Origin of the sequence: Stenotrophomonas sp. AR029 (assembly GCF_047520695.2) — a bacterium.
GTDB classification, from domain to species: Bacteria; Pseudomonadota; Gammaproteobacteria; order Xanthomonadales; family Xanthomonadaceae; genus Stenotrophomonas; species Stenotrophomonas sepilia.
The window spans coordinates 69457-93908 of record NZ_JAXBQQ020000006.1; the positions used below are offsets into that span (position 1 = coordinate 69457).

21 protein-coding genes are annotated in these 24452 nt (G+C 67.0%); 8 read left to right on the forward strand and 13 right to left on the reverse strand.

What is annotated here, in order from left to right:
• Positions 1–27: 27 nt before the first annotated feature.
• Complete coding sequence (locus ACM0PB_RS16845) at positions 28–540, forward strand: hypothetical protein (RefSeq protein WP_231111973.1); 513 nt, start codon at positions 28–30, stop codon at positions 538–540.
• A gap of 14 nt (positions 541–554) precedes the next feature.
• The gene (locus ACM0PB_RS16850) at positions 555–845 is read left to right on the forward strand and encodes a hypothetical protein (RefSeq protein ID WP_032954416.1); all 291 of its coding nucleotides are present in this window, start codon (positions 555–557) and stop codon (positions 843–845) included.
• Between the two features lie 88 nt (positions 846–933).
• Here ACM0PB_RS16850 and ACM0PB_RS16855 read toward each other — a convergent pair whose 3' ends face one another.
• Entirely contained in the window at positions 934–3060 is a 2127-nt protein-coding gene (locus ACM0PB_RS16855) for a methyl-accepting chemotaxis protein (RefSeq protein WP_095378358.1), read from the reverse strand.
• 233 nt (positions 3061–3293) lie between these two features.
• Between ACM0PB_RS16855 and ACM0PB_RS16860 the strand changes: the two genes are divergently transcribed.
• Together ACM0PB_RS16860 and ACM0PB_RS16865 are read left to right on the forward strand one after the other, a co-directional pair.
• Complete coding sequence (locus tag ACM0PB_RS16860; protein ID WP_414604880.1) at positions 3294–4256, forward strand: L,D-transpeptidase family protein; 963 nt, start codon at positions 3294–3296, stop codon at positions 4254–4256.
• 4 nt (positions 4257–4260) lie between these two features.
• The gene (locus ACM0PB_RS16865) at positions 4261–4941 is read left to right on the forward strand and encodes a M23 family metallopeptidase (RefSeq protein ID WP_065196930.1); all 681 of its coding nucleotides are present in this window, start codon (positions 4261–4263) and stop codon (positions 4939–4941) included.
• On the opposite strand, the gene ACM0PB_RS16870 is transcribed toward ACM0PB_RS16865, so the two are convergent.
• The 5 genes from ACM0PB_RS16870 to hflK form a co-directional block, all read right to left on the reverse strand.
• The gene (locus ACM0PB_RS16870; RefSeq protein ID WP_065196931.1) at positions 4871–5539 is read right to left on the reverse strand and encodes a hypothetical protein; all 669 of its coding nucleotides are present in this window, start codon (positions 5537–5539) and stop codon (positions 4871–4873) included. The genes ACM0PB_RS16865 and ACM0PB_RS16870 overlap by 71 nt on opposite strands.
• 132 nt (positions 5540–5671) lie before the next feature.
• Entirely contained in the window at positions 5672–6964 is a 1293-nt protein-coding gene (locus ACM0PB_RS16875; RefSeq protein ID WP_005418326.1) for an adenylosuccinate synthase, read from the reverse strand.
• A 274-nt stretch (positions 6965–7238) separates the two neighbouring features.
• Entirely contained in the window at positions 7239–7424 is a 186-nt protein-coding gene (locus ACM0PB_RS16880; RefSeq protein WP_164229813.1) for a DUF2065 domain-containing protein, read from the reverse strand.
• Between the two features lie 67 nt (positions 7425–7491).
• Positions 7492–8355, reverse strand: a complete 864-nt coding sequence (hflC, locus tag ACM0PB_RS16885; protein ID WP_005414169.1) for a protease modulator HflC — start codon at positions 8353–8355, stop codon at positions 7492–7494.
• Positions 8352–9485 carry an FtsH protease activity modulator HflK gene (gene hflK, locus ACM0PB_RS16890; RefSeq protein ID WP_005418335.1) on the reverse strand — a complete coding sequence of 378 codons (1134 nt, stop codon included), beginning with the start codon at positions 9483–9485 and terminating at the stop codon, positions 8352–8354. The genes hflC and hflK overlap by 4 nt, the downstream gene beginning before the upstream one ends.
• Positions 9486–9638: 153 nt before the next feature.
• Between hflK and ACM0PB_RS16895 the strand changes: the two genes are divergently transcribed.
• Both ACM0PB_RS16895 and pilH read left to right on the forward strand, forming a co-directional pair.
• Positions 9639–10634 (forward strand): YhdH/YhfP family quinone oxidoreductase, encoded by a 996-nt coding sequence (locus ACM0PB_RS16895; RefSeq protein ID WP_053498913.1) that lies wholly within the window; start codon positions 9639–9641, stop codon positions 10632–10634.
• 88 nt (positions 10635–10722) lie between these two features.
• Positions 10723–11094, forward strand: coding sequence for a twitching motility response regulator PilH (pilH, locus tag ACM0PB_RS16900; RefSeq protein ID WP_005410644.1), 372 nt, complete (start codon positions 10723–10725; stop codon positions 11092–11094).
• Between the two features lie 80 nt (positions 11095–11174).
• Here pilH and ACM0PB_RS16905 read toward each other — a convergent pair whose 3' ends face one another.
• Positions 11175–12062 (reverse strand): DnaJ C-terminal domain-containing protein, encoded by an 888-nt coding sequence (locus ACM0PB_RS16905; protein ID WP_005418339.1) that lies wholly within the window; start codon positions 12060–12062, stop codon positions 11175–11177.
• Between the two features lie 261 nt (positions 12063–12323).
• On the opposite strand from ACM0PB_RS16905, the gene ACM0PB_RS16910 reads away from it, so the two are divergent.
• Together ACM0PB_RS16910 and ACM0PB_RS16915 are read left to right on the forward strand one after the other, a co-directional pair.
• Complete coding sequence (locus ACM0PB_RS16910) at positions 12324–12806, forward strand: peroxiredoxin (RefSeq protein ID WP_005418341.1); 483 nt, start codon at positions 12324–12326, stop codon at positions 12804–12806.
• A gap of 29 nt (positions 12807–12835) precedes the next feature.
• A complete protein-coding gene (locus ACM0PB_RS16915) occupies positions 12836–13411 on the forward strand; it encodes a ferritin-like domain-containing protein (RefSeq protein WP_005418343.1) in 576 nt (191 codons plus the stop codon).
• 120 nt (positions 13412–13531) lie between these two features.
• Here ACM0PB_RS16915 and pbpC read toward each other — a convergent pair whose 3' ends face one another.
• The 6 genes from pbpC to ACM0PB_RS16945 form a co-directional block, all read right to left on the reverse strand.
• Complete coding sequence (gene pbpC, locus ACM0PB_RS16920) at positions 13532–15913, reverse strand: penicillin-binding protein 1C (RefSeq protein ID WP_414604690.1); 2382 nt, start codon at positions 15911–15913, stop codon at positions 13532–13534.
• A gap of 49 nt (positions 15914–15962) precedes the next feature.
• On the reverse strand, positions 15963–20870 hold the full coding sequence (locus ACM0PB_RS16925; protein ID WP_414604691.1) for an alpha-2-macroglobulin family protein: 4908 nt from the start codon (positions 20868–20870) through the stop codon (positions 15963–15965).
• 160 nt (positions 20871–21030) lie between these two features.
• A complete protein-coding gene (locus ACM0PB_RS16930; protein WP_065185443.1) occupies positions 21031–22491 on the reverse strand; it encodes a bifunctional 2-methylcitrate dehydratase/aconitate hydratase in 1461 nt (486 codons plus the stop codon).
• 124 nt (positions 22492–22615) lie between these two features.
• Positions 22616–23794: a 2-methylaconitate cis-trans isomerase PrpF gene (gene prpF / locus ACM0PB_RS16935; protein ID WP_164229817.1), complete on the reverse strand. Its 1179-nt coding sequence runs from the start codon at positions 23792–23794 to the stop codon at positions 22616–22618.
• Positions 23795–23797: 3 nt separating this feature from the next.
• Positions 23798–24160 (reverse strand): type II toxin-antitoxin system RelE/ParE family toxin, encoded by a 363-nt coding sequence (locus ACM0PB_RS16940; protein WP_164229818.1) that lies wholly within the window; start codon positions 24158–24160, stop codon positions 23798–23800.
• A complete protein-coding gene (locus ACM0PB_RS16945) occupies positions 24157–24399 on the reverse strand; it encodes a type II toxin-antitoxin system ParD family antitoxin (protein ID WP_139727505.1) in 243 nt (80 codons plus the stop codon). The genes ACM0PB_RS16940 and ACM0PB_RS16945 overlap by 4 nt, the downstream gene beginning before the upstream one ends.
• Between the last annotated feature and the right edge of the window lie 53 nt (positions 24400–24452).

Here is a 24452-nt window from a genome sequence, read left to right on the forward strand (position 1 = left end):
ATGCGATGGACCTGCGCGCTGGCCATGATGGCCATGATGCTGCCACTGAACAGCTCCGCCAGCGATGGTTGGATAAATGGGGATGGCAAGGCGTTGACGGAGACCGATGCCATGAAATCCAGCGGCGGCTTCGCGGCATCGCTGCTGGTCACTTCCGATGCCGACTGGCGGGCCAAGTGGGAGACCCCGCCGGAGACCACTCCCGGCTTCAACGAGGCCAACGAAGTCCACCTGGGCGGTGAGTTGTTCCTGCTGACATTCCTCTCCAACCCGCAACTGGACGAGAACCGCGTACCCAAGGTGCACTGCGATCTGCGCATGCTGCGCCCGGACGGCAGTACCAGTATCGACGAACGCGATGTTCCCTGTTTCACCGCCGCCCTGACAGGCCCGCCAAACCTGCTGTACATGACCAACCTGCACCTGAAGTTCGTCGCCGAGGCCGGTGATCCCAAAGGCACGTGGACTGCGCAGGTGGTGGTCCGGGATCTGCTGCGGAAGGTGAGCCTGCCGCTGCAGGCCCGCTTCGACGTCCGTTGAACCGGGGCATGCGGATGAAGATGCGGCGACTCCTGAGCTGGACCGGTCTTGCGCTTTGCGTGGTCTACCTGCTGTTGACCGCATGGCTGGTTCACGGCGCGCAGTCGGAAGGGGACCCGAAGGGTACCTATATCCTGATGGCGCTCCCCATCACCCTGCAGTCCGCCGCACTCGATGCCATCGGCGCAGGCGGCCTGCTGCGTGGCAAACCCTGGTCGACCGCATATGCAGTGCTGGTTCCGCCAACACTGCTGTTGCTGTACGCAGCCGGCTGGCTGATCGAACGCTCAGCGCGCGGGCGCTAGCCCGCGGCATCGTTCCGGTGGGTGCATCGACGCCCTGCATGCGGGACATCGCAGGCAGGGCGCCTTCCAGTATCCAGTTACAGGTCGCTTACGCCGCCCGCGCCGGCATGACCGGCATGCGCGGCCCCTGCTCCAGCTGGAATACCGCCACTGACGTGGTCAGTGCATGCGCCTGTTCTTCCAGCGCGCGGCTCGCGGCAGTGGCTTCTTCCACAAGCGCGGCGTTCTGCTGGGTCACCTGGTCCATCTGCACCACCACCTGGTTGACCTGCTCGATGCCGGCGGCCTGCTCCTTGCTGGCCGCTGCGATGTCGCTCATCAGCTGGGTGGTGCGCGAACTGGCCTGCGCCACGCGTGCGATCGCGGCTTCCGATTCAACGGTCACCGCCAGGCCACTCTTCACCTTGGAAGCTGCGTCCTCGATCAGTTCCTTGATCTCCTTGGCGGCGACACCGGCACGCTGCGCGAGTGTGCGCACTTCGCTGGCGACCACGGCAAAGCCACGGCCCTGCTCGCCTGCACGCGCAGCTTCCACTGCGGCATTCAGCGCCAGGATGTTGGTCTGGAACGCGATGCCGTCGATCACCGTGGAGATTTCCGAGATGCGCGCCGAGGACTGATCGATTTCGCCCATCACCGATGCCATCTGTGCCATCGCCTGCTCGGTCTCGCGCACGGCGGCACCGGCGGCATGCGCTTCGCTGTCGGCCTGACGGGCCAGTTCGGCGTTCTGGCGTACGGTGGAGGTCAGCTCCTCCATCGACGCGGCCGCTTCTTCCAGATTCGCGGCCTGCTGCTCGGTGCGGCGCGACAGGTCGTTGTTGCCGGCGGCCAGTTCCTGGGCCGCGTTGTTGATGCTGTCGGCAGCCACCTGGATGCCGCGGACAATGCCGGTCAGCTGTGCGGTGGTGGTGTTGGCATCGTCGCGCATGCGCGCAAACACGCCGTCGTACTCGCCCTCCATGCGTGCGGTCAGGTCGCCATGCGAGATCGCGCGCAGCACGTCGGAAACATCGGCGATGCTGGCCTGCGAACTGGCCATCATGCCGTTGAGGTGCTCGACCATCGTCTTGAACTGGTACTGGAACGCAGCGGCATCGCCACGCATGCTGAAATCGCCGGCGCGTGCGGCGCGGGCCAGTTCATCGATCTGCGCGTTGATCGCCATCAGGCTCTGCTTCACCGCCGCCAGGGTGCGGGTCAGCGTGCCCTTCTCACCCGGGTAGTCCGGCAGGTCGCGGCTGAGGTCACCCATGGCGTAACGCTGCATCACCTCGGCCATCAGCAGTTCCACCTGCACGTGCGATTCGACCAGGCTGTTGGTGGCCTGCACCATGCGGCCGAAATCACCGGGGAACGCGCTGGCGTCCATGCGATAGCGGATTGCGCCGGCCTCGTGCTGCTCGGCCATCTGCAACTGCGCGCCGATCGCCGCCTGCACACTCTGGCGCACGCTGGCCATCGCCTCGCCCAGCTGGGTCAGCTCGTCGCGGCCACCGAGGCGGAACTCCTGGTCCAGCTGTCCCTTGGACAGGCGCTCGGCCAGGTTCACCGCGCGCGCCAGCGGACCGGTCAGGCTGCGGCCGATCATCACCGAGGCACCGATACCCACCAGCAGCGCGACGCCGCCCAGCACCAGCAGCTGCAGCAGGCTGCGCTCGCCCAGGCGAATCGCCTCGGCGGCAGCCTCACGGCTTTCCTTCTCCTCGAAGTCCACGCCATCGGACAGCGCCTTGTTCCAGCCGTTGGCGGCTTCCTGCACCGGCCCCAGGGTCAGCGCCACGGCGCCCGGGTAGTCGCCCTGCTCCATCAGTTCGCTGGTCTGCTTGTTGAGTGGGCGCGCGATGGCACGCTTGGCCGCGATGGTTTCCGCGATGGCCTTGCCCTCCGCATCGCCTGGCAATGCCTGGTAGGCGGTCCAGCTGGCCTCATAGCGCTTGACCAGATCGGCAATGCGCTTCTCATCGCTGCCGCGGTCTTCGCCCTGGCGGATCAGCATCTCGCGCCGCACCACCATCATCTGGTTGTTGGCGTCGAGCATCTGCGACAACAGGCGCACCTTGGCCACGCTGACGTCGACCACCTGCTGCATCGCGCGCTTCTGCACGACGCTGGCGGTGGCGCCGGTGGCCACTACGGCGGCAACCAGCAGCAGCAACAGGCCAAAGCCCAGCCCAAGACGCCAGGCAACCCTGACGTTCCTCAAGTAGTTCATGGGGGTATCCAAAACGGGGGGATGTGGCCTTATCGGCGGCACGGCAGGCAATCTTGATCGCCGCCCATCGACGGCGTCGGCCACCGTTCACCTTGGTGAGCCCCCGTCCCAGCGACACCTGCCGCTGGCAACCGGCCGCAATGACATGCCTGCTCATGCGGGCATCAGATCCCTTTCACGGCGGCTCGGCGCCGCCTGCGGGCAAGGTGGCGGCGTACCTGCTGGAGATCCCAATGCGCTCATCTGTGTCTCGATCCACCCTGCTCGCAATCTCGCTGCTGGCGTCGCCGGCCTTCGCGCAGGCGCCGCCGCCCAACCTGCCCGCCCCCATTGCCGAGAAGGCTGGCCCGGACACCGCAGTGCGCTCCGCACTGCATGCCCAGGTGCTGCTGGATCGTGCGAACTTCTCTCCGGGCCAGATTGATGGTGAGGTAGGCAGCAACCAGCGGCGGGCGGTGTCAGGCTTCCAGACGGCACACGGCCTGACCGTAACGGGTGAGCTGGACGACGCCACCTGGAAGGCTCTGCAGGCCGATACGATCACGCCGCTGGCCAGCTACACGCTGACTGCTGAGGATGTCGTCGGCCCGTTCCAGCCGATACCGAAAGGACCCGCCGCCCAGGCCAAGCTGAAATCTTTGGGCTACGGTAGTGTGGAAGAAGCCCTGGGCGAGCGCTTCCACGCGTCCCCAGAGCTGATGAAGATGCTCAATCCCGGCGTGGATCTGACCAGGGCTGGCAGCCGCATCCAGGTCCCCAACATCGCCCCGGCCGCATTGCCGAAGGCCGCCAGGATCGTGGTCGACAAATCCGACTCCACGCTGCAGCTACTGGACGCACAGGGCAAGCTGATCGCGCAGGTGCCGGTGTCATCCGGCAGCCAGCACGACCCATTGCCGATCGGCGAATGGAAGATCCTGGGCGTGTACCGCGACCCGCCGTTCCACTACAACCCCAAGCTGTTCTGGGATGCCCGCAAGGGGGAAAAGAAGGCCACGCTGCCGCCCGGCCCGAACAATCCGGTCGGCCGGGTCTGGATCGATCTGTCCAAGCCGCATTACGGCCTGCATGGCACGCCTGAACCCGGCCACGTGGGCAAGACCGAGTCGCATGGCTGCGTACGCATGACCAACTGGGATGCACTGCGCGTGGCCGACGCAGTAGACACCTCGGTGCCTGTCGTGATGCAGGAGTGAGTCGATGCGTCTTCCGCAACTGATTGTGCTCGGTGTTCTGCTGGGATTGGGTGCAGGTTGGTGGCTGCACCGCGATATGGATGAGCCTGTGGCCGACGCGCTGCCGGAAGCGCCATCGACGGTGGCCGCCGCGCCGGTGACGGAACCGGTAGCGCCAGGTGCAACAGCCCCACCCGCCTCCACTGCGCCGCCGGCCGCGCAGGCTCCGGATGCCCCGTCCGGCCTGCTGCTGCCGGTGCAGGGCATCCTGCCCTCGCAGCTGCGCGATACCTTCACCGATGCACGCAGCGAGGGCCGCGTACACGATGCCATCGACATCATGGCCGATGCAGGAACGCCGGTACTGGCGGTGGCGGATGGCACGGTGGAAAAACTGTTCGACAGCGAGCGCGGTGGACTGACGATCTACCAGTTCGAGCCCGGTGGACGCTGGTGCTACTACTACGCGCATCTGCAGCGCTATGCCGATGGCCTGGCCGAAAAGCAGGTGATCAGGCGCGGCGAGGTGATCGGCTACGTCGGCAGCACGGGCAACGCCAGCGCCCATGCCCCGCACCTGCATTTCGAGGTGCATGTGCTGGGGCCAGAGAAGCAGTGGTGGAAGGGAGAGTCGATCAATCCCTATCCACTGCTGAAGTCGGCAGCGATGATGCCCAGCGCTGCCAGCGCCACAACGCCACAGTAAAGACAGCCAACGCGGCCCCTGGAATCAGCAGGAACAGCGCCGCCATCTTCCAGAAGAAGAACGGCCACAGCCAGAGGTAGTCGAGGTCGGTCAGCTTCAGCACGTCCATCGGCGGCAGCAGGTCCACCGAGGCCGCACGGCCGGCCAACGCCGGATCGACCTCCAGCACGGTCAGCCGCAGCGAGGAACGGCCTCGCGGCAGTGCGTCACTGCGGCCGTAGCCGAAGTACGAGGCGGCGACCCGGTCTCGCTCGACCGATTCCAGTGCGCGATGGATCTCCGGATCGGTCACCGCCGAGCGGCTCTCCGCGCGGAACTCGGTGCGATCGGTTGGGGTTTCCGCGCGCAGGCGCAGCTCGGGATCGACCGCCGGATCGGCGCCGTCATCCGCATAACGCAGACGCAGTCGCAGCGGGTCGTCGATGAAGCGGTACACCGTGATCTCGGCGGTCGCGCCCGGCTGCAGCACCAGCGGCAGGGTCTGCGTGCGCGAAGCCAGGTAATTGGCGAGCGCGCCCAGCACCAGCACGATGCAGGCCAGCGTCCACAGGCTCCACAGCAGCCACAGAGTCACCCGTGCGACCGTCTCGCCCTTCATACCGAAGTCTCCGTCATCGCTGCGCTGCCCTGCCGGCTGTGCCGCCACAGTACCGAAAACGAAAAAGCCCCGCTTGCGCGGGGCTTTTCCTTCAGCAACACCAGGCAGGGCCCAGCGCTACCGGTCTCTCACTCAGGCAAACGGATCCTGCAGGACCATGGTGTGGTCGCGGTCCGGGCCGGTCGAAACGATGCTGATCGGGCAGCCGGCCAGTTCTTCCAGCGAACGCAGGTAGGCGCGTGCCGCCGGCGGCAGCTCGTCCCACTGGGTGATGCCGTGGGTGTTCTCGCTCCAGCCCGGGAACTCCAGGTACACCGGGGTGCACTCTTCCCAGCCCTGCGCATCCAGCGGAGCATATTCGGTGCGCTTGCCGTTGTATTCGTAGGCGATGCAGACCTTCAGCTTTTCCATGCCATCGAGCACGTCCAGCTTGGTGATGCACAGGCCGCTGATGCCGTTGATGGCCACGGCGCGCTTCAGTGCGACGATGTCCATCCAGCCGCAGCGACGCGGGCGGCCGGTCGAGGCACCGTACTCAGCGCCGCGGTCACGAATGCCCTGGCCGACTTCGTCGTCCAGTTCGGTCGGGAACGGGCCACCGCCGACGCGGGTGGCGTAGGCCTTGGCGATGCCCAGCACGTAGTCGATCGAATCGGCGCCAACGCCGGAACCGGCCAGCGCGCCACCGACGGTGGTGTTGGAGCTGGTGACGTACGGGTAGGTGCCGTGGTCGATGTCCAGCAGCGCGCCCTGCGCGCCTTCGAACAGCACGCGCTTACCCTGCTTGCGCAGGTCGTGCAGGATGCCGGCCACGTCGGACTTCATCGGCTGCACGTATTCGCCGAAGGCCAGCGCCTCGTCGAAGGTCTTCTGGAAGTCGACCGCATCGGTGTTCAGATACTTGGTCAGCACGAAGTTGTGGTAATCCAGCGCGGTGCGCAGCAGTTCTTCCAGCTGCTTCGGGTAATGCAGGTCGGCGATGCGGATGCCGCGACGCGCCACCTTGTCTTCGTAGGCCGGGCCGATGCCACGGCCAGTGGTGCCGATCGCCTTGCCACCGGCAGCGCGTTCGCGCGCCTGGTCCAGGGCGATGTGGTACGGCATGATCAGCGGCGCGGCCGGGGAGATCTTCAGGCGCGAACGTACTTCCACGCCGGAGGCTTCCAGCTCGGCGATTTCCTTCTGCAGCGCGGCCGGCGAGATCACCACGCCGTTGCCGATCAGGCACAGCGCGTCGTCACGCAGGATGCCCGACGGGATCAGGTGCAGGACGGTCTTCTTGCCGTTGATGACCAGGGTGTGGCCGGCATTGTGGCCACCCTGGAAGCGCACGACGGCGCCGATTTCCTCAGTGAGCAGATCGACGATCTTGCCCTTGCCTTCATCGCCCCACTGGGCACCCAACACTACGACAGACTGACCCATGACGGGCTCCTCGATTTGTTGCGGCCATCGGGGCCGCGGACGGGTAAACCGTGGCGGGGCTGGCCAGCACCTGGAGGGCGGCTCCAGACGGGGAGCGGCCGGCGATGGAAGGCCCAGACACGGAAAAAGCCGAACGGGGAGGCCCGTCCGGCTTTTGTGCATTATCCGGGTTTCCGGGGTCCGCTGCCACCTTTCCGACGGACGGCTTCACCGGCCGGTCAGGGGACCGAAATGGGGTCAGATCCCTTTCCTGCGGAAAGGGATCTGACCCCTGCTAATGCCTCACCCACCACAGCAGGCCCAGGCCGGCCAGCAGCACCAGCCCGCCGAAGCTGCGCAGGGCCGGGCTGGGCAGGTCCAGCAGGCGCTCGGCCGTGCGCTTCCAGGCGAACGGCGCCACGAACAGGAACAGGCCTTCCAGCACCGCGACCAGGCAGACGGCGGCGAACAGATCTTTCATGGGGGACTCCGGAAAAAGCACGGGGCCCGGCGTCTGGCCGGGCCCCGTGGGGTAGTGCCCTGCGACCTCAGCGGTCGTTCTTCAGGTACTGCAGGAACGGGTCGTTCTTGTCGAGCACGATCACGCCATTGCCGTCGGTCATGGAGCCACGGTAGGCCTCCAGGCTGCGGTAGAACGCATAGAACGACGGATCAGCCGAGCCAGCCTTGCCGTAGATGCGGGCCGCCTCGGCATCGCCTTCACCGCGCAGGCGCTGTGCATCACGCTCGGCCTCGGCGATCAGCACGGTGCTGTCGCGGTCGGCCTGGGCACGGATGGTCAGCGACTGCTCCTCGCCCTCCGCACGCAGCTTGGCCGCTTCCTGCTTGCGCTGGGCGCGCATGCGCTCGTACACGTCGTTGATCACCTGGCTGTCAGTCGGCAGGTCCACCTGCTTGATGCGCAGGTCGATCATCTGCATGCCGAGGCCGGCCACCGCCTCGTTGATCCCCTTCAGCTGCTCGGCGATCAGCTCGCTGCGGTCGCCGGACACCAGCTGCTGCAGGGTGCGCGAGTTGATCTGGTTGCGCAGCGAGTCGGTGATGATCGGTGCCAGGCGGGCATTGGCGATGCGCGGATCGCCGCCGGTGGCACGGAAGTAGTCACCTACGTTGGAGATGTAGCCGATGGCGAAGAAGTCGACGCTGACGTCCTTCTGCTCGGCGGTGAAGTAGCGCGCCGGCGCGGTGTCGAGCACCTGGAAGCGGCGGTCGAAGACCTTCACCGTTTCCACCACCGGCACCTTGAAATGCAGGCCCGGCTTGATGTCCGAACGCACCACCTTGCCCAGGTTCAGCACCATGGCGGTCTGGTCCTCACGGACCACGTACACCGAGCCGAGCAGGCCCAGCACCACCGCCACGATCACGGCGATCCAGATAGGACTCTTCATCGGCTGCCCTCCTCACGGCCGCTCGGTCGCCCGGTCGGGCGGCCCACCGGCCGGCCCGGATCACGGGAAGCTTCCACCGCTGCACCCGGCAGCGACGGCATCACCACGTCCGGGTTCGCCACTGCGGCCGGGGCCGAGGTGGTGGGACGGGTATCGCCGGTCATCGGCACGTAGATCAGCTGGCGGCCATCGCCGCCGATCACCTTGCGGTTCTCGCTCAGCACCTGCTGCACGGTCTCCAGCCACAGGCGCTTGCGGGTCACTTCCGGGGCGTCCTTGTACTGGGCCTGCAACAGGCTGAAGCGCTGCGCGTCACCCTCGGCCTTGGACACCACGGCCTGCTTGTAGCCTTCGGCGGTGGTACGGGCGCGCGAGGCCTGGCCCCGGGCTTCCGGCACGACCTTGGCAGCGTAGGCCTGGGCCTCGTTGATCAGGCGTTCCTTGACCTGCTGGGCACCGTTGACCTCGTCAAAGGCCGGCTTCACTTCTTCCGGCGGACGGGCGTCCTGCAGGGTCAGGCCGGTCACGGTCAGGCCGGTCTTGAACGCCTTCAGCAGTGCCTGCAGGCGCTCCTCGGCGGCCACGGCCAGCGGGCCACGGTTGTTCAGCACGGCGTTGAGGTCGGCACGGCCGACTTCCTCGCGCACCGCGCTCTGCGCCGACTGCTCCAGCACCTGGTTGGCATCGACGGTGCCGAACAGGTACTGCTGCGGGTCGTCGATGCGGTACTGGACGTTCAGCGAGACGTTGACGATGTTCTCGTCGCGGGTCAGCACCGGCACCTGGATCGAGAACGTCTTGATCTCGGTGGCGTTGACCTTGGTGACCGATTCGATCGGCCACGGCAGCTTGAAGTTCGGACCGGGCTGCAGGATGCGCGAGAACTGGCCAAAGCGCAGGACCACGCCACGCTGCTGTTCGCCGATCAACTGGAAGCTGGAGAACAGCACCAGCAGCACCACGGCCGCCACCACCCAACGCACGATGCCGCCGTCGAACAGGTCCTTCAGTGGCCCGGGCAAACCGCCCCAGCCACCACCATTGCCACCGCCGCGTGACCCGAACGGCCCGCGTCGATTGTCCTCGGGGCCTTGTCCGCCCTTGTTGCCGCCGGGTGTATTCCAGGCCATGCACGCTCCATCAAGATGTGGGCTGCGGCGCGGGCCCTTCCCGCGGCGCCAGCCGTGAAACCATTACCGATCATACAAGATGGGGCGGATCGGCAGGATCGAAAGGGGGGCAACGGGGTAAGGTGGCGTTTTCCTCGAAGTCAGGCAATGCCGATGGCCCCCACCACCCCGTTCACCGCCTTCCGCATCGAAAACGACGACGCCGGTTACCGCAGCGGCCTGGCCCAGCTCAAGGTCGAAGACCTCAGCCCCGGCCAGGTTCTGATCCGCGCCAACTGGTCCTCGGTCAACTACAAGGACGCCCTGGCCGGCACCGGCAAGGGAAAGATCCTGCGCCGCTTCCCGCTGGTGGGGGGCATCGACGTAGCCGGCACCGTGGTCGCCAGCACCGATCCGGAATGGCGTGAAGGCGACGCGGTGCTGGCCACCGGCTGCGGCCTCAGCGAGACCCGCGACGGCGGCTACAGCCAGTATGTGCGGCTGGAATCGCGTGCGGTGATCGCCCAGCCGGCCGGGCTGAGCCCCCGCGAGGCGATGGTGCTGGGCACCGCCGGCTTCACCGCGGCGTTGGCGCTGCTGCGCATGCAGGACAACCGGCAGAGCCCGGAACTTGGACCGCTGGCGGTCACCGGCGCCAGTGGCGGCGTCGGCGCGCTGGCACTGTCGATCTTCAGCCGCGCCGGCTACACGGTGCATGCGATCAGCGGCAAACCCGACCAGACCGGTTTCCTGCACGCCATCGGCGCCACCGAGGTGCTGCCGCGTGAGGCCCTGGCCGACACCGGCCCACTGCAATCGGCGCGTTTCGGTGGGGGCCTGGACAATGCCGGCGGCGCCATGCTCGCCAGCCTGCTGGCGCAGACCGCGCCCTACGGCAGCGTGGTCAGTGCCGGCCTGGCGGCCAGCCCGGCGCTGGACATGACCGTGATGCCGTTCATCCTGCGTGGCGTGTCGCTGCTGGGCGTGTCCTCGGCCAATGCGCCACGCGGGCTGCGCGAGGATGTCTGGGCGCGGCTGGGCAACGAATGGAAACCGCAGCACCTGGACCGCATCTGTACCGCCGAGGTTGGCCTTGATGGCCTGCCGGCCGTGTTCGAGCGGATGCTGGCGGGCGGCTCGCTGGGCCGCACCGTGGTGCGGATCGACTGAACGTAGCAGGCAGGCGACGGACGGCAGATGCGCCCCTCCCGCCGGTAATGAGCCCGCACTACACTGCGGGCATTACATGGGGAACAACATGGCACGCATTCTGATCGTCGACGACTCACCGTCGCAGCTGTTGGGGATACAGCGCATCGTCGAGAAGCTCGGGCACCAGATCCTGACCGCCACCGATGGCGCCGCCGGGGTCGAAACCGCCAAGGCCGAGCTGCCCGACCTGGTCCTGATGGACGTGGTGATGCCCAATCTCAACGGCTTCCAGGCCACCCGCACCCTCGCCCGCGACGAGGCAACCCGGCATATTCCCGTGATCCTGGTGACCACCAAGGACCAGGATACCGACCGCATGTGGGGCATGCGCCAAGGCGCCAAGGCCTACATCACCAAGCCGTTCTCGGAAGACGAGCTGTCCGAAGTGCTGGAGCGCGTGTTCGCCGGGCAGGGCTGAGACGCGCGCGGTAGTGCCGGCCGCTGGCCGGCAATGATGTGTGATTGCCGGCCAGCGGCCGGCACTACCGGAAGGCGTGCTCAGATCGTCTCGCCAAACGCCTTGGCCAGGTTCCGGTAGGCCTTCTTCTGCGCCTCGTCGGTCGCGGCCGGGGCCACGATCTCGATCTCGACGATCTGGTCGCCATCCGGATTGCCCGGCAGGCCACGCCCGCGCAGGCGCAGCTTGCGCCCGGCATCGGAGTCGGCCGGGATCTTCAGTTCCACCGCGCCGCCCAGGGTCGGCACGCTGATGCTGGTGCCCAGCGCGGCCTGCCACGGCGTGACCGGCAGGGTGTAGAGGATGTTGCGGCCATCGACCTCGAACTGCGGGTGTGCGGCGTACTCCACTTCCAGCAGCAGGTTGCCGCCATGGTTGCCCTGCCCCGCCAGGCGGATCACCTGGCCCGGACGGATGCCCTTGGGCACGCGCACGTCCAGCTGCTTGCCGTTGACGGTGATGCGCAGGCTGTCGCCGCTGTAGGCCGCTTCCAGCGGTACCGACAGCTTGGCGCGGGTGTCGCGGTTGGGCGCATGGCCCTGGCTGCTGAATCCCGGGCCAGGGCCGGCACCGCCGCGCTGGCGCGCGAACAGGCTTTCGAAGAAGTCGCTGAAGCCGCCGTTGGCGCCACCACCCCCGAACACTTCCTCGAAGTTGAAACCACCGGCGCCGCCGTAGTTCGGCGGCACGTTGAACTCCTCGCCCGGGCGATAGCCCTGCGCGCGCAGCTGGTCGTAGGCTGCACGCTTTTCCGGGTCGCGCAGCGCCTCGTAGGCCTCGTTGACCGCCTTGAACTTGTCTTCGGCCCCGGCCTCCTTGCTGACGTCCGGGTGGTACTTGCGTGCCAGCCGGCGGTAGGCGGTCTTGATCTCCGCCTCGCCCGCGCTCGGTTCCACCCCCAGGGTGGCGTAGTAATCCTTGAATTCCATCCAGCTACCTCGATCTGCTTCGGCCGCGCCGGTGGCGCCGCCCCGGGTTCATTCTACGCGCCGGCGATGCTACGCCGTCGCTCGTGCGGCCCCGGTGAGGCCGACTGATCCTGCGCAATGCGGTTGCCATCGCCCTGCCCCAGGCTATGGCTGGAAGCCCGCTCCGCAAAGCCTGAAGATGGGCCCTGCACGCCGGTTTTCCAATGTCTTGACGTCCCTGTCCCATCCGGCCCACTACGCTGCCCCAGCAAGGAGTTCCCCATGACCATCCATGTCGGCGACCGCATTCCGGAAGTCACCCTCAAGCGCATCCGCGAGGGCATTGAAACGCTCGATACGCATTCGCTGTTCGACGCGCGCAAGGTGGTGCTGTTCGCTGTGCCCGGCGCGTTCACGCCGACGTGCTCGGCCCGCCACCTGCCCGGCTACGTCGAGAAATTCGAGGCCTTCCGCCAGCGCGGCATCGATGTCTACTGCATGGCCGTCAACGACCCGTTCGTGATGAAGGCCTGGGCCGCCGATCAGCACGTGCCCGACGGCCTGCTGATGCTGTCCGACGGCAATGCCGAACTGACCCGTGCGCTCGGCCTGGAGCTCGACGCCAGTGCCTCGGGCATGGGCATCCGCTCGCGCCGTTTCGCCCTGTTCGTGGTCGACGGCGTGGTCCGCGCCGCCTGGGTTGAACAGCCCGGTCAATTCGAAGTGTCTTCGGCCGACTACGTGCTGGAGCACCTGCCCACCTGATCTCCCACCGCAAGAGGAAACGGCCAGCCATGTCCAGCAAGCCAGCCAAAGCCCCCAAGCCCACCGCGCAGATTCCCGGCATCAGCGAGCGCACGGCCCTGCGCGAGCGCGCCCGGCGCAACATCGAGGATGGTGCGATCACCGACAGCTACAGCGCCGACCGCAAGGTGGTGATCAAGCTGCTCAACGACGCACTGGCCACCGAGTACGTGTGCGTGTTGCGCTACTACCGGCACTACTTCATGGCCAAGGGCATGCTGGCCGACGCGGTGAAAGCCGAATTCCTTGAACATGCACAGCAGGAACAGGCGCATGCCGGCAAGCTGGCCGAGCGCATCGTGCAGCTCGGCGGCGAGCCCGACTTCAACCCGGATACGCTGACCGCGCGCTCGCATGCCGAATACAAGGAAGGCAGCGACCTGCGCGACATGGTCCGCGAGAACCTGGTGGCCGAACGCATCGCCATCGACAGCTACCGCGAGATGATCAACTTCATCGGCGACCGCGATACCACCACCAAGCGCATCCTCGAAGAGATCCTGGCGCAGGAAGAGGAACACGCCGACGAGTTCGCCGATCTGCTGGATGGGTGGATCGGGGAATGATTGCGCTGCGGATGCTCTGGTAGATGCCCACCTTGGTGGGCGCTTTGCCGTTCGCGTGCCAACCAAGGTTGGCACCCACCAAAGCGGAGCAATGCCATCCCGCCGCGCATGGCCCGGCACCTACCGGAGGACAGTGAACCGCACCTGCGTCCACGCGCCGTCCGCGGCCAAGGCGGTCAGGGTATGCGCCCCGGGATCGGCGAACTCGCGCTGCATCAACTGTGCGCCGCGGGTCTGCGCGATCCAGCGTCCATCCAGCAACCAGTCCACCGCCTGCTCGCTGCCCAGCGCGCGCAGCTGCAGGCGTACGCCATGTTCGGCGTTGGGCGCACGCGCCAGTGCGGCGCCATCATTGAGGCCATCGATGTGCAGCGCGACGCTGGCCTCCCGGCCATCATCACGGCAGTCCGGCGACAGCGCCGGCAGCTGCGAGGCGTCGCGCGTGGCCTTGGGCAGCCACGGCGACAACAGCGCCGGCCAGCGCGCGATCTCACGCGCGACTTCCTCATGCGGCAAACGGCAATCAGCGGAGACACGCAGACCGGTCCGCGCATCGGCCAGGTAACGCTGCCGCCCCGGCTGCCAGCGCCGCGCCTCGCGCTCCGGGAAGGTCGGCGGTGCGGCGCCATCGAGCAGGTAGGCTGGCATCCTGCGCTGGCACAGTGCCGCCGGCAGCCCCTCGGCACGTTCGCCAGTGGGCCAGCAGATGTCTTCCTGGCTGACACTGGCCGGCATCGGCGCGGCCGCCGAATCACCACGCTGGCGCGGCAGGCTGTCCACCACTTCGAACATCAGCGGCAGCGCGGTGACCGCGCCGTACTGGCCCGGCAACGGAGTACCGTCCGGCCGGCCCACCCACACGCCCACCGTGTAGTGGCGGGTACTGCCGATCGCCCATGCATCGCGGTACCCGTAACTGGTGCCGGTCTTCCACGCCACGCGCGGGCGGCCACCGACATCGAACGTCCCGGCGCTGTACCCCGGGCGCGGGTTTGATTCGAGCATCTCGCGCACGATCCAGCTGGCGCCCGGCGAGGCCAGGCGCCGCTCGATCATCGGCTCGTCGTCGGTGTAACGCACGCGGCCGGCGATACCGCTCCGGTTGAACGCGGCGAACGCGCCGACCAGGTCTTCCAGGCGCGCGCCGGTGCCGCCCAGGATCAGCGACAGGTTGGGCGAACTGCCCGGCGGGAAGCGCAGCTGGATCCCGGCGTGCGACAGGCGGGCAGCGAAGCGCGCCGCGCCGACCCGCTGCAGCAGATCCACCGACGGCACGTTGAGCGACAGCCGCAATGCGCTGGAGGCACCGATGGGCCCATTGAAGGCCATGTCGAAGTTGCCGGGGCGGTAGCTGCCGAAACTCTGCGGTGCATCGACCAGCAGGCTTTCCGAATGGATCAGGCCATCGTCCAGCGCCATCGCGTACAGGAACGGCTTGAGCGTGGAGCCTGGCGAACGCCAGGCCTGCACCATGTCCACGTGACCCAGCCGCTGGCGGTCACCGAAGGACAATGTACCGACATAGGCGCGTGCCTGCAGGGTCCGGTTGTCGACCACCAGCAGGGCCGCCGAGGTACGCTCGGGCAGCGTCGAGAAATAGCTGGCCACGCGCTCTTCCAGCGTGCGCTGCAGGCCGATGTCGATGCTGCTCTGGATGCGTGCCTGGCCCGGATGCGCCGAGTGCAGGCGCTGCGCCAGCAGCGCGGCGTGCAAGGGAGGGCGTAGCGAACGCGCCACCACGTTCTCGACGCGCGCATCCTCCACTTCTTCCGGTGTCCACGCGCCCAGCTCGGCCATGCGTGACAGCACCTTGTCGCGCGCCTTCTGCGCAGCTTCCGGATGGCGGTCCGGGCGCAGCCGGCTGGGCGCCTGTGGCAGCACCGCCAGCAGCGCAGCCTCGGCATGCGACAGCTGCGCCGCCGGCTTGCCCAGATAGGCCCAGCTGGCCGCTTCCACGCCTTCGATGGTGCCGCCGTAGGGTGCACGCTCCAGGTACAGGGCCAGGATCTGCTGCTTGCTCAGGTGCACCTCAAGCTGCACCGCACGCAGCATCTGCTTCAGCTTGCCCCACGGGGTGCGTGAGTGCGGATCGAGAATGCGCGCGACCTGCATGGTCAGGGTCGAGCCACCGGACACGATGCGGCCGCCGCGCAGCAGCTGGCCGCTGGCCCGCAGGATCGCCAGCGGGTTGATGCCCGGATGGCGCCAGAACCAGCGGTCTTCATAGGTCAGCAACGCCTGCAGGTACAGCGGTGAGACGCTGTCGATCGAGGCCGGATAGCGCCACACGCCCTCGGCATCGGCAAACGCGCGCAATGGCGTGCCGTCGGCAGCCACCACCAGTGTGCTGGTATCACGCTGCTTCGGCAGCGGCGGCGGGAAGGCGAAATCCAGCACCAGCAGCAGCGCCAGCGCAGCGGCCATGCCCCAGCGCAGCCACGGCCACAGCGGCCGCCACCGGCGGCGCAGGGTCGCCAGCCGGGTCGTCATCGTGTTCTTCATTGCGGGTTGCCAGCAGGACGGGCCGCGCCGTCGCGGCCCGTGCGCGCGGTCACGGCTGTACCACCGTGATCGTGGTCGGGTTGCTGCGGCCGACACCGCGCAGCTGCGGCCGGTACATGTCCTCCACCAGCGGCGGCGGCACCGAGTAGGTACCCGGGGTCACCGCGCGCACCAGGTAGAACACGTTGGCCTTGCTGCCACGCGAGAGCTTCAGCGCGGCCACGTAGCGGTCGTCGCGGAACTCCTCGTGCTTGGTATCGGCGGCCTCACCCCGGTCGCTGATGGTGATGCCATCGACCACCACGTCGGCCCACTGCTTGGCATCGCCCAGGTTGAAGTTCTCGATCTCCAGGCCCGCCGGCAGCAGGTCGGTCAGCAGTGCATCGGGCATCGTGGTGTCGGTGGTGACGGTGACGCGCACGATCAGTGCTTCGCCTTCCTTCAGCGGGCGCGGCGACCACGGCTTGCCATCGGTACCGAAGTAACTGCGTTCAATACCCACTACGCTGTTGTCCGGTGCGGGCGCACTGCGCGGGATGCCGGCCACATCAATGCTGGCGAACATCGGCGGCTGCCCCTGCGGGGTGAAGCGCACGCCGCTGGCCAGCTCGCTGGCGCTGAAGTTGCGGCCGAACAGCTTGCGCTCGCCGATGGCTTCGGTGCTGCCACCGATCACCAGCTCACCGGCCACCAGCGCCTTCTGGTTGGCGGCCAGGGCCTTGCCGAGGCGGGCAATCGCCACCTGTTCCTGCGTGCTCAGCCACATCCAGCCGGCATTGCGGCGCGCATCCAGGCCACGGCCAAGATCCACCGCACGCGCATCCCAGGCGGGCTTGGCCAGCTTGTTCTCGTGGGTCAGCGCGATCATCAGTGCATCATCGCGGATCGCACTGCCGTAGTCGCCGAAGTACGACGGACGTTCGCTGCTGGACTTGGCGAAGGCCGCCGCCAGCGCGGCCTGGCCACGCTTGGCATCACCCTGCAGCGACAGCGCCACGCCCAGGTGGACCAGCGACAGGCCACCGACCGCCTTGCTGCGTTCGTTGTCGTACAGCGTGCGCAGGGTACCCAGCGGTGCACGATTGACCCGGGCCAGCACGTAGCCCGAATACGCCTGGTTGGCGAACTTCAGCTTCTCGCGATCCTCCTGGCCATAGAACTGATTGCCGCCGGACAGCAGATCCTCGCTGAGCCGGTTGAGCGCCTTCTGCAGCACTTTGTCGGGCACGGCGAAGCCGGCGTCCTTGGCATCAAGCAGGAACTCGGTGATGTACGGGGTCAGCCATGGGTTCACGTAGCCATCGTCACCCCACATCGAGAAGTTGCCATTGGCCACCTGCATCGACGCCAGGCGACCGAACGCACCTTCCATGCGCTCTCTACGGGTTTTGGCATCCAGGCCATCGGCGCCGAGCATCGACGAGGTGGCCTGGTCCAGGATCAGCGCGGCGTAACCCTTGCTGGTGGTCTGCTCGGCACAGCCATATGGATAGTTCAGCGCGCCCTGCAGTGCACTGGCGAACGGGATCGGCGGCAGCGGGCTGACCAGCAGGCGGGCATTCACCGACTCGGACATCAGGCCCTCGGTCAGGCTGTTGTCGAGGCTGACCGCCGCCAGCGGATCGAGCGTGCGCACCTGCGAACGTAGCACCTGCGGCCACGCCGCACGCACCGGCAGGTCGTAGCGGCGATCGGCCTTGAAGCCGTTGCCGTCCACCCGCACCCTCACCTTGGCCACGCTGTGGCCTTCGCGAGCCGACAATGGGAAGCTCAGCGTGGTCTTGGCGTCGGCATTCAACTGCACGCTGCGGCTGCCCTCGCCCAGGTTCAACGGGCCTTCGCTCTCCACCTTCACGTTGAACTGCCCCGGCTTGCCGGTGAAGTTCTGCACGTCCAGGGTCACGGTGCTGCGGTCGCCCGGGGCCAGCACGCGCGGCATGCTGGCTTCGGCCAGGATCGGGGCGCGCACAATGGTTTCCACGTCACGCTTGCCGTACTGGTCATCGCTGTAGACCAGCGCCGACACGCGCAGGGTGCCGTTGAAGTCCGGCACTTTCAGCCGGATGCGGGCATTGCCCTTGGCATCGAGCTGTACCGGGCCGGAGAACAGGTCCACGGTCTGCACGCGCGCGGTCGGGCGCTTGGCCTGCGGCAATGCCTGCAGCGCCATGTCGCCGCCGAACTTCAGCTTGCCGCTGCCACCATCGAAGCTCTCGATCACCCGGCTGTAGATGTCGTAGGCATCGATACCGAGGCGACGCTGGGCAAAGAAGTGTGCACCGGCATCGGGCACCGGGAAACGGGTGATGTTGAGGATGCCCACGTCCACCGCCGAAACGGTGACGTGCGCGGTCTTGCCGGCCAGCTGCGGCGCACTGACGGTTACCGGCAGGTCCTGCTCCGGGCGCATCTGCTTGGGCGCGACCAGGCCGACGGCCACGGTGCGGCCCTTGCGGTCCATCGGCACGTGCACTACGCCCACGGCACGGGCCGGGGTGATCTTGCTCGGCGCACTGCCGCCACGGAACACCAGCGCGGTGATGTAGACGTCGTGGCGCTCCCAGTCGGCGGTGACCGGGATCTTGAAGGTCGAACCCGGCTTGGCCTCGATGTCCTGCACATACAGCATGCGGTCGGTCTCGACCATCAGGATGCCCTTGCCGGCGTGCGGCGGGGTCACCGTCACCTCCAGGGTGTCACCGGCCTTGTAACCGGTCTTGTCCAGGCCCAGCTTGACCTTGTCCGGGCGCGCATCCAGGCCACGGTTGTCATCGCCCCAGCTCCAGCCGGCACGGAACGGATAGCGGCTGGTCAGGCCGGTGGACGGATCGAACACGTCCACCCGGTACTCGCCCCACTCCACCGGGAAATCAAAGGCGACCGCGCTGTTGCCGGCATCGACGGTGCGGGTTTCCTTGTTCTCGAAACGGCGGGTGAAGTCGTAGTCCCAGCGGTTGTCGTTGAAGGTCCAGTGGTAGTCGCGCAGCTCGCGCACCAGGGTGATCTTCAGGCCCTTGGCCGGCTGCGGCGTACCAGCGGCATCCACGCGCATCAGCTCGAAGCGCGCGTTGCCGTTGGAATCGGCGCCATCGTCCGGGTTGAACAGCGGTCGCACGCCGACCAGCGCATTGGCCGGCCACATCACCCGCTTCAGGGTGCGGGTGACTGTGCGGCCGCCGGTTTCATACAGGCTGCCGGACAGCACCACGGCGATCGGCGCCTTGGCCTTGGCGGCCTCTTCCGGCAACGCCACATCCTCGCGCAGCTGGCCATTGGCCGGCAGCGTGGTGTCGATCACGTCCTTGGCCTCGCGCGGCAGCTGCAGGGTCGGGTCACCGAAGAAATAGCCCGGCAGGCCTTCCACCGGCTTCTGTTCGGCGGCCACCGCCATGCGTGCGGTGAAGCGGTTGCCATCGGCCGGTGCGCCATACAGGTAGGCGCCATTGGCCTGCAGGCGCAGGTCCTCACCCGGCTTCAGCGTCTTCTGCGCGCTGTCCAGGTCCAGCTTCATGCGTTCGGGCAGGAACTCCTCGATGCGCAGGGTCATGCCCTGGATCGCTTCCTTGCTGGCCGGGTCGGTGCGGAACTCGACCTGCCAGCGCCCGGTCGGCGCCTCGGTGGGGATCACCTGCTCGAAATTGATGTAGCCCTGGTCACCCGGCTGCAGCCGGGTCTCGCGGAAAGTCTTGCCATCGGGCTGCTTCAGGCGCAGGAACACGGGCTGGGCCTTGACCGGTTTGCCGTCGTTGTCACGCAGCAGCGCGGACAGGCGCACGGTCTCGCCCGGCCGGTACAGGTCGCGCCCGGACCAGGCATAGACATCGAACCAGGCGTTGTCACGGCCAGCCACGGCGAATTCGCTCAGGTCCAGCGCCGGCTGGTTGAACGGCAGGAAGCTGGTGTCCTTGCCACTGCTGGCGACCAGCACGTGGGTGGCATCCAGGGTGTAGTTCAGCAGCGCATTACCATTGCCGTCGGTGCTGCCCTTCAGCACCACCTCGCCCTTGGCGTCGAGCACGCGCAGGTCGATGCCCTTCAGTGGCGCGCCGTCCTTGAGACCGGCGGTGTGCACGAACAGCTTGTCCTTGTAGGCGCGGGTATGCAGGCCGATGTCGCTGACCGAGAAGAACGCGGTGTCGAACTCGCCTTCGTAGTCACCGGTACGCTTGAGCAGGGCGAAGTACAGGCCCGGCTCCTGCAGTTCCTTGATGTCCTGGGTGGGCAGGTAGGTCAGCACCCGCTCGTTCTGCTTGCCGCCAAGGATGAAGCGGTTGACGTAGACCGGCTCGGCCAGCTTGTTGATCGGGCTGCGCTCGTAGTCGCTGCTCAGCTCCCAGCTGCCACGGCGGCCGCCGCGCTGGTACTGGCTGAAGAAGGTCGGAAGATCCTTCTCGCGCACGCGCAGGAATTCGACGTCGACTTCCGGCACGTTCACCGAGACCACCGGCAGGCCACGGCTGTCCTTGGCAGGCAGCACGCTGCCCTGCGAGGCGAAGCCAACCACCGGCTTCAGCTCGCCGCTGAACACCTTCTGCTTCAGTTCCTTGCCCAGGCGGCTGCCATCGGCGGCCAGCAGGTCCGGCGAGACCACCAGGCTGAACTCCTTGCCGGCCTCGACAAACGGGTAGCGCAGGGTCAGGCCGTCATCGGACAGCGTCCAGCTGCTGTCCTCGGTGCCGACCTTCTCCTCGAAGCGCACCAGCGTGTCGAAATCCTGGGTGCCGACCAGCGGGCGCGAGAACTCCAGCGCCAGCGACAGGCCGTCATTCTTCTGGTCCGGGTAGGCGCGCAGCAGGGTGAATTCCTTCACCTGCTCGGCCTTGGTGGTGATCGCCTCGCCACTGGCCTTGGGCAGCTGCCCGCTGTCGTTGCGGCAGCCGGCCAGGCCCAGCAACAGGCCTCCTGCCAGTACCGCCGCCGCCCATCCCCACCGCTTCCGCCGTGCCGGACCGCTCATGTCGTCACTCCTTGATCGAGGTGGCCATTATAGGCAGGCCGCGTCAAGGCGTTGGCGCCCCGGCGGTCGGAAACCCGGTTCCGCCCGGGACCCGCTAGCCGCCAACCTTGGCTGGCGCCCCCCCACATGCCAACCAAGGTTGGCATCTACCAGAGCGGCCTCACCCCGGCTGGTACAGGTCCACATAGTCGGTCACCGGCATTGCCGCCAGCGCCACCGGATCCAGTGATGCCGCCAGGATGCGCTGCTGCTGGACTGTCGGGAAGCGGTGGGCCAGGTGCCGGCGGAACTTGTCCATCAGCAGCGGAATGCCTTCCTCCCGGCGTCGGGCATGGCCGAGCGGGTATTCCACCAGTACCTCGGGCAGCTCAGTACCGTCGCTGAAGCGCACGCCCAGGCCGTTGGCAATGCTGCGCTTGTCCGGGTCCAGGTAGTCGGCGCTGAGTTGCGGATCCTCATGGCAGGCCATCTTCGCCCGCAGGGCATCGATGCGTGGATCAGCGGCAACGTCGTCCTCGTAATCCTCGGCCACCAGCCGCCCGTGCAGCAGCGCGATGGCGACCATGTACTGCACGCAATGGTCGCGGTCGGCCGGGTTATGCAGCGGGCCCTGCTTGTCGATGATGCGGATGCAGGCTTCCTGGGTCCGGATCGCGATATGCGCGATGTCCTCGACCCGCCGCCCCATCGCACGCAACTGCTGGTGCAGCATGATGGCCGCCTCCACTGCGGTCTGGCCATGGAACTCGGCCGGGTAGCTGATCTTGAACAGCACGTTCTCCATCACGTAGCTGCCCAGCGGTCGCCCCAGCGTCAGTGCCTTGCCATGCATCGACACCGCTTCAAAGCCCCAGGTCGGCGCGCTGAGCACGCTGGGGTAGCCCATCTCGCCACTGGCCGCCATCAGCGCCAGGCGCACGCCACGGCTGGTCGCATCGCCAGCTGCCCAGCTCTTGCGCGAGCCGGTGTTGGGTGCGTGCCGGTAGGTGCGCAGGGACTGACCATCGACCCAGGCCAGCGACAACGCATTGAGCATGCGCTCGCGATCCAGGCCGAGCAGCTGCGCAACCACAGCGGTGGTGGCCACTTTGACCAGCACCACGTGGTCCAGCCCGACCCGGTTGAAGGAATTCTCCAGCGCCAGCACGCCCTGGATCTCGTGCGCCTTGATCATTGCCAGCAGCACGTCGCGCACGGTCGGAGGTGGGCGCCGCAGAGCCTGCGCGTTGCGCCCCAGCCAGTCGCAGACGGCAAGGATGCCACCCAGGTTGTCCGAAGGGTGCCCCCATTCGGCCGCCAGCCAGGTATCGTTGAAATCCAGCCAGCGCACCATCGCGCCGATGTTGAAGGCGGCCTGCACCGGGTCCAGCACGTAATGCGTACCCGGAACGCGCGCGCCGTTGACCACGCTGATGCCCGGCACCAGTGGACCAAGCAGTTTGCTGCAGGCCGGGAACGACAGCGCTTCCAGGCCGCAGCCCAGCGTGTCGAGCAGGCAGTGGTGCGCGGTCTGGAACGCCAGCGGTGAGTCGATGCGCGCGTCGCGCACGTAGTCGACGATGCCCACCAGCAGCGCATCCCACGCTGCACGCTCGTTGGATGGGGTGTGGCTGTCGGACATCATCGATCTCCTCGTTGCGGTGCACGGTCGCCCGTGCACCATGCCAACCAAGGTTGGCATCTACCAAAGCAATCGGTCTCTGCGGCCCGGTAGTCGCCAACCTTGGTTGGCGTTCACCAACGCATCACTCGACCGGTACCCGCACCTTGCCTTCCATCAGCACGCGGGCGCTGCGGCTCATGATGGCCTTGGTCACCGTCCACTGGCCGTCAACGAGACCGGCCTGCGCACCCACGCGCAACGTGCCGGAGGGATGGCCGAAGGTCACCGCTTCGCGTTCGCCGCCTCCAGCAGCGCGATTGACCAGCGTGCCCGGAATCGCTGCCGCGGTGCCGATCGCCACGGCAGCGGTACCCATCATCGCGTGGTGCAGCCTTCCCATCGACAACGCACGCGCATGCAGGTCGATCGCCGAGGCCGGAATGACCTTGCCACTGGACGACACGTAGTCCTGCGCCGGTGCCACGAAGGCCACCTTCGGCGTGTGCTGGCGGGTCGCCGCATCTTCCAGGTTCTTGATCAGCCCCATGCGCAAGGCGCCGTAGGCGCGGATCTTCTCGAAGCGCTCCAGCGCCCCCTTGTCCTCGTTGATCGCAGGCTGCAGTTCGGTGCCGGTGTAGCCCAGGTCGGCCGCATTGAGGAAGATGGTCGGAATGCCGGCGGTGATCATGGTCACCTCGAAACTGCCCACGCCCGGCACGTCCAGGGTGTCGACCAGGTTGCCGGTCGGGAACATCGCGCCCGCATCGCCGTCATCGGACGGATCGATGAACTCCAGCTGGATCTCGGCGGCCGGGAAGGTCACGCCATCCAGCTCGAAATCACCGGTCTCCTGCACTTCGCCATCGCGCATCGGCACGTGGGCGATGATGGTCTTGCCGATGTTGGCCTGCCAGATGCGCACGGTGCACAGGCCGTCGCGTGGCACGCGGGACGGATCGATCAGGCCGTTGGCGATCGCGAACGGACCCACCGCAGTGCTGAGGTTGCCGCAGTTGCCGCTCCAGTCGACGAAGGCGGTGTCGATCGAGACCTGGCCGTACAGGTAGTCCACATCGTGGTCCGGCACCGAGGCGGTGGAAATGATCACGCATTTACTGGTGCTGGAGGTGGCACCGCCCATGCCGTCGGTCTGCTTGCCATACGGATCGGGCGAGCCGATCACGCGCATCAGCAGCGCATCGCGTGCGGCGCCCGGCACCTGCGCGGCGTCGGGCAGGTCCTGCAGGCGGAAGAACACGCCCTTGCTGGTGCCACCGCGCATGTAGGTGGCGGGAATACGGAGTTGAGGGAGGAAAGTCATGGATCAGTATCCTGGGTGCGACGAACCAATATCGGGGTTGAGCTCCTCGTCTTCGAGCAGTGCTTCCATACCCCGCGAAGCATTCCAGATGCGCACGATGGAAACGTGCGCAAGTAGCTCCACGTAGTAGACCAGGTAGCCGTCGAAGCGACGAACCGGATGAAAACGCAACGGCGCTGGCAGCGAGGGCAACAGATCCGCATGCAATGTGGAACCAGCACCCGGGTGAGCCTCGATCAGCTTGACGACGGACTCCACCGCATCGATGAAGCCGACTTCCAGCACTTCTCCGCCCTGATCTGCATACCAGGCTGCTGCCTGGTCGAGATCTAGAACCGCTGCAGGAGACCAGTGCGAAGGTCTCACTTGCGGTTCCGAGCACGCTCACGGAGCTTGTCGAAGTGATCCGGCGCCAGAGGCGCCGAAGGACCAGAAGACAGCCCCTCGGCAATCAGCTGCTTGAGCAGTTCTTCGGCCTTGCTGCGCTGGCGCTGGCGGATCAGGTCGCGCACATAGTCCGACGTGCTGGAGTAGCCGCCTTCGCGCACTTCTTCGTCCACGAACTGCTTGAGCGGATCAGTCAGCGAAATGTTCATGGTGGCCATGAGACTCTCCATTGGCAGTTTTTGCCAAGTCAGTGTGCGCCCTGCCCAGGTGT

Bases quoted from the DNA above. Each gene is read 5' to 3' on its own strand.
- ACM0PB_RS16850 (WP_032954416.1), top strand. From the start codon at position 555: ATGAAGATGCGGCGACTCCTGAGCTGGACCGGTCTTGCGCTTTGCGTG.
- ACM0PB_RS16895 (WP_053498913.1), top strand. From the start codon at position 9,639: ATGGCCCCCACCACCCCGTTCACCGCCTTCCGCATCGAAAACGACGAC.
- hflK (WP_005418335.1), bottom strand. From the start codon at position 9,485: ATGGCCTGGAATACACCCGGCGGCAACAAGGGCGGACAAGGCCCCGAG.
- ACM0PB_RS16855 (WP_095378358.1), bottom strand. From the start codon at position 3,060: ATGAACTACTTGAGGAACGTCAGGGTTGCCTGGCGTCTTGGGCTGGGC.
- prpF (WP_164229817.1), bottom strand. From the start codon at position 23,794: ATGACTTTCCTCCCTCAACTCCGTATTCCCGCCACCTACATGCGCGGT.
- ACM0PB_RS16875 (WP_005418326.1), bottom strand. From the start codon at position 6,964: ATGGGTCAGTCTGTCGTAGTGTTGGGTGCCCAGTGGGGCGATGAAGGC.
- hflC (WP_005414169.1), bottom strand. From the start codon at position 8,355: ATGAAGAGTCCTATCTGGATCGCCGTGATCGTGGCGGTGGTGCTGGGC.
- ACM0PB_RS16915 (WP_005418343.1), top strand. From the start codon at position 12,836: ATGTCCAGCAAGCCAGCCAAAGCCCCCAAGCCCACCGCGCAGATTCCC.
- ACM0PB_RS16865 (WP_065196930.1), top strand. From the start codon at position 4,261: ATGCGTCTTCCGCAACTGATTGTGCTCGGTGTTCTGCTGGGATTGGGT.
- ACM0PB_RS16930 (WP_065185443.1), bottom strand. From the start codon at position 22,491: ATGTCCGACAGCCACACCCCATCCAACGAGCGTGCAGCGTGGGATGCG.
- ACM0PB_RS16905 (WP_005418339.1), bottom strand. From the start codon at position 12,062: ATGGAATTCAAGGATTACTACGCCACCCTGGGGGTGGAACCGAGCGCG.
- ACM0PB_RS16910 (WP_005418341.1), top strand. From the start codon at position 12,324: ATGACCATCCATGTCGGCGACCGCATTCCGGAAGTCACCCTCAAGCGC.
- ACM0PB_RS16860 (WP_414604880.1), top strand. From the start codon at position 3,294: ATGCGCTCATCTGTGTCTCGATCCACCCTGCTCGCAATCTCGCTGCTG.
- pilH (WP_005410644.1), top strand. From the start codon at position 10,723: ATGGCACGCATTCTGATCGTCGACGACTCACCGTCGCAGCTGTTGGGG.
- ACM0PB_RS16870 (WP_065196931.1), bottom strand. From the start codon at position 5,539: ATGAAGGGCGAGACGGTCGCACGGGTGACTCTGTGGCTGCTGTGGAGC.
- ACM0PB_RS16925 (WP_414604691.1), bottom strand. From the start codon at position 20,870: ATGAGCGGTCCGGCACGGCGGAAGCGGTGGGGATGGGCGGCGGCGGTA.
- ACM0PB_RS16880 (WP_164229813.1), bottom strand. From the start codon at position 7,424: ATGAAAGATCTGTTCGCCGCCGTCTGCCTGGTCGCGGTGCTGGAAGGC.
- ACM0PB_RS16845 (WP_231111973.1), top strand. From the start codon at position 28: ATGGCCATGATGCTGCCACTGAACAGCTCCGCCAGCGATGGTTGGATA.
- pbpC (WP_414604690.1), bottom strand. From the start codon at position 15,913: ATGAAGAACACGATGACGACCCGGCTGGCGACCCTGCGCCGCCGGTGG.
- ACM0PB_RS16945 (WP_139727505.1), bottom strand. From the start codon at position 24,399: ATGGCCACCATGAACATTTCGCTGACTGATCCGCTCAAGCAGTTCGTG.